The sequence below is a fragment of the Quisquiliibacterium sp. genome (assembly GCF_982640115.1).
On the sequence record NZ_CEXFHW010000252.1, the window covers coordinates 1 to 4255 of the forward strand.

At 72.1% G+C, this 4255-nt stretch carries 3 protein-coding genes and 1 pseudogene; 2 read left to right on the forward strand and 2 right to left on the reverse strand.

Annotated features, from left to right (window positions below):
- A partial coding sequence (locus tag AC2H6A_RS18260; protein WP_484275146.1) for a PAS domain-containing protein occupies nucleotides 1-762 on the reverse strand: 762 nt, incomplete at its 3' end.
- 273 nt (nucleotides 763-1035) lie between these two features.
- On the opposite strand from AC2H6A_RS18260, the gene AC2H6A_RS18265 reads away from it, so the two are divergent.
- Entirely contained in the window at nucleotides 1036-1896 is an 861-nt protein-coding gene (locus AC2H6A_RS18265; RefSeq protein ID WP_484275147.1) for a Crp/Fnr family transcriptional regulator, read from the forward strand.
- 39 nt (nucleotides 1897-1935) lie between these two features.
- On the opposite strand, the gene ftsH is transcribed toward AC2H6A_RS18265, so the two are convergent.
- Nucleotides 1936-3768: an ATP-dependent zinc metalloprotease FtsH gene (gene ftsH, locus AC2H6A_RS18270; RefSeq protein ID WP_484275148.1), complete on the reverse strand. Its 1833-nt coding sequence runs from the start codon at nucleotides 3766-3768 to the stop codon at nucleotides 1936-1938.
- 256 nt (nucleotides 3769-4024) lie between these two features.
- Here ftsH and AC2H6A_RS18275 point away from each other — a divergent pair.
- A pseudogene (locus tag AC2H6A_RS18275) lies at nucleotides 4025-4255 on the forward strand (hypothetical protein); the annotation flags it as partial.

The following is a 4255-nucleotide window of genomic DNA, read 5'->3' on the forward strand; positions in this document are numbered from 1 at the left end:
GTGCCGTGTGACATCGTGCAGCAGCGCCAGCGTGAGATCGTCGCCATAGCCCGGCAGCGTGGCCACCACGATCTCGGCCTGTCGCTGGTGGCCGTCAAGCCGGTTGATGGTGAGCTGCACCATGGGCACCTCGGGGTCGCCAGCCATCGCCTGCGCAACATACTGGTCAAGCCGCGATCGGCATGCTGGCGCCACCAGATCATGGCAATGCCGGCCCACCAGGGATTCGACACCGGCCGCGCCGAACAGCGCCACCGCGCGGCGGTTGGCGTACCCGATCACCGCATTCTTGCAGACGATGGCCGCCGTGGGGGTCTGGTCGAAGAGCTGCATCTGCCGGGTTCGCAGCGCCGCGATCTGCTCGGTGAGCGACTCGTCGGGCGCCGGTCGATGCAGACGCAGGCAGGCCACCGGCTGCGCGCCGGACGCGGTGTCCAGTCGTGCGGTGCTCAGGCTTGCCTGCAGGCGTTGGGCAGCGCTCATGCCGGCGGGGGTGAGCCAGAGCCCCGCGACCGGCAGCGCCTCGGCGCTGCGGGCAAGCGCCAGATGCAGCCGTTCGGCGGAGTCGGGCGTCAGGCAGTCCGGGAGTCTTTTTCCGATGAGCGAGCCCGAAGCCTGGCCGAACAGGCCAGCGGCGGGGGCATCGGCCATGAGGATGCGGCCCTGGGGATCGATGACCAGATTGGCGTCGGTCAGGGCGGTTTGGCTGCCCGATGCGCTCGGGGAGGGGGGGCTGCAGCAGGCCCTGGGAATCGAGGACATGAGCCTCCAGACATTGCGCCGAGGTGACGCGTTCAAGTCTACGGTCAGGATACCAGCCGGGGCCTTGCGCCATCGCAAGCGTTCATGCTTTCCGGGCGACCGTCTGTCGCCCCTGTTCGGAAAATTCCTACCACCGATCGGGATACCGGCTGCGCCTGTCGGAGTTTTTCCCGCGGAACTCCGCCGGGCCTCCGATGGCGGCGAACCCGCGGCTGGGCGACAGTGGATCCCACGCGCCGCGCCGTCGGCCGATTGCCAACCCCGGAGAACAGCATGACCCACACCGAGAACGCAGCCAACCCGACTTCCTCCTCCCGAGCCGCTCGCACCGACGGGGCGCGGCAGGCCGATGCACTGGCGGCCAGCACGCTCACCGAGCTGCTGCGCCTGATGGGCGCCGAGGCGATCGACAACGCCCTGGGCGATGCCTATCCGGTGGCGATGCGCCGCGTGCGGGCCGGCGCCACGCTCTACCACGAGGGCACGCAGGCCGAGTCGATCTATTTCGTGAACATCGGTTCGTTCAAGAGCATCCGCACCGCCGAGGATGGCTACGAGCAGGTGCTCGGCTTCGTTCGCCGCGGCGAGCTGCTCGGCTTCGATGCGGTGTGCATGGGGCAGCATCCCACCGCCGCGATCGCGCTCGAGGACTCGCGGGTGTTCGCGGTGCGCATCCAGGACATCTTCACGCTGGCGCAGCGCGCGCCGGCGCTCGATCGTGTGCTGCATCTTGCGGTGAGCCGGCAGCTCACCGCCCGCGCCGACATCGCTGATGTCATGGCCGCGGTGGCCGCCGATGTCCGTCTGGCCCGCTTCCTGGTGCAGATGTCCGAGCGCATGCAGGCCTGCGGGCAGTCGCCGCGGCGCCTCTATCTGCGCATGAGCCGCAGCGACATCGCCAGCTATCTCGGCGTGGCCCATGCCACCGTCAGCCGCTCGTTCAGCGCGCTGGCCGCCTGGGGCTGCCTGCGGGTCAACAACCGCGACATCGAGATCCTCGACATGCCGCGCCTGCGCGCGTTCTCGCGCAGCACCCGCGGCCTGATCGAAGACCCCAGCCGCCTGATGGCGATGCCGGTCGATGCGCTGCCCGGGGCGGCGCGTCGCGACGCGTTCTCGGCGGTGCCGGCCTGAGCCCGCGCCGCGCGACGGGCCCGCGGCGGCCCGTCGCGCTCACGCCGGCGACGATGGCGCGGCCATCAGCTGGCGGATCTCCTCCTCGTCGAGCGTCTCGCGCTCGACCAGCGCTGCGGCGCAGCGATCGAGCACTGCGCGCCGTTCCCTCAGCACCTCGGTGGCCCGGTTGAAGGCCGACTCGACGATGGCGCGCACCGCCTCGTCGATGCGCCGCGCCGTCTCCGGGCTGGCCATCGCACCGGCGAGCGATGGCATCTCGGGCAGGACCAGGAAGCGTGGCGACGGCGCCGCGTAGGCCACGCAGCCCAGGGTCTCGTCCATGCCGTAGCGCATCACCATGTCGCGCGCGATGTCGGTCGCCTTGGCGATGTCATCGGCCGCGCCGGTGGAGATCTCGCCGAACACCAGCCTTTCGGCCGCGCGTCCGCCCATCAGCACCGCGATGCGGTTGACCAGTTCGGTGCGGCTCGCCAGATGACGGTCCTCGCCCGGCCGCTGCAGCGTGTAGCCGAGCGCACCCACGCCGTGAGGCACGATCGACACCTTGTGGATGCGATCGGCGCCCGGCATGGCCAGCGCGGTGATCGCGTGGCCCATCTCGTGGCAGGCCACGATGCGCCGCTCCACCAGACCCAGCACGCGATGACGCCGCTCGATGCCGGCCACGATGCGCTCGAAGGCCGCGGTGAAGTCGGGCAGCTCCACCGCCAGCGCGCGGCGCCGCGTGGCGCACAGCGCCGCCTCGTTCACCAGGTTGGCAAGGTCGGCGCCGGCCAGCCCGGTGGTGAGGGCGGCGATCGCGTCAAGATCCACGCCCGCGGCCATGCGCACCTTCGCGGCATGCACCTGCAGGATCGCCAGCCGGCCCGCGCGGTCGGGCCGGTCGACCAGCACCTGCCGGTCGAAGCGGCCGGCGCGCAGCAGCGCCGGGTCGAGGATCTCCGGCCGGTTGGTCGCGGCCAGCAGCACCACGCCCACGCCCGGATCGAAGCCGTCGAGTTCGACCAGCAGCTGGTTCAGGGTCTGCTCGCGTTCGTCGTGTCCGCCTGCGCCGGGGAAGGCCGATCGCGCCTTGCCCAGCGCGTCGAGCTCGTCGATGAAGATGATCGCCGGCGCATGGCTGCGCGCCTGCTCGAAGAGGTCGCGCACCCGGGCTGCGCCCACGCCCACGAAGAGCTCGATGAACTCCGACCCGCTGATCGAGAAGAAGGCCACGCCGGCCTCGCCTGCCACCGCGCGTGCGAGCAGGGTCTTGCCGGTGCCGGTGGGCCCCATGAGCAGGATGCCCTTGGGCACCCGTGCGCCGAGCCGGCCGTGCTCCGCGGGGTTCTTCAGGAAGTCCACCACCTCCTGCAGCTCGGCCTTGGCCTCGTCCACCCCGGCCACATCGGCGAAGCGCACACCTGTGCGGGTCTCCATGTAGACCCGCGCGCGGCTGCGGCCGATGCCCAGCAGGCCGCCGCCCGCGCCCATCTTCTCGGACAGCCGGCGGCTGACCAGGTACCAGAGCCCGAAGAAGATCGCGCTCGGCAGCAGCCAGGAGAGCAGGTCGCGCAGCCAGGTCGGCTCGACCACCCGGCGGTAGCTCACGCCATGCCCCTGAAGGCGCTCGGCGAGCGCCGGCTCCACCCGGGTGGCCATGATCAGCCGCCGCCCCTGCGCGTCCGGCGCGTTCAGCCGGGCGGTGAGCTGCTGCTCGCCGATCACCACCTCTGCCACGCGGCCCTCCCGCAGCGCGTCCTCGAACTCGCTGTAGGGAACCAGGGCCGAGGGCCCGGCATCCGGCCACCAGGTCCGCTGCGCCAGCAGCGCCGCCAGCGCCACCCCGACCGCCACATAGCCGATCCATTGCCCGTTCCTGCGTGCCATCGCCGCTCCCGCCCTGGCCGGGTCGCCGGCCGGTGCCGGCGCGCGCCCGGCCGTCGTGTGGCGGATGGGAGCATGCGGGGTGACCGGTCGGCTTGCGGCCGGTCAGCGCTGCGGCGATCGCGTGCGGGAGGGCGGGGCGATGCGCCGGTGGCTTGAGCCGGCGCAGTCAGCGGCGGCGCACCCTCACCTAGCCTTGATGCTTCCCGGGTTCGACCCGTCCGCGTCCGCAACGCGCCGTGGTCAGAAGGCCACCGACATGGATACCGCGCTGCTGCTCACCCCCGGCCGCATCGGCCGGTTGGCCCAGGCCCGTCTGGCCGCCCTGGCCACGCCCTTGTCCCTCGAGTGGCCGGGGGGCCGTGCCGGTCCGCCTGCGGCCCGGGTGCATCTGCGGCTGCGCGATCGCCGCCTGCTGGCCGCGCTCGCCCTGGGCCGCGTGGGCGAGGTGGCCGAGGCCTATGTCGCCGGTCGCCTCGACATCGACGGC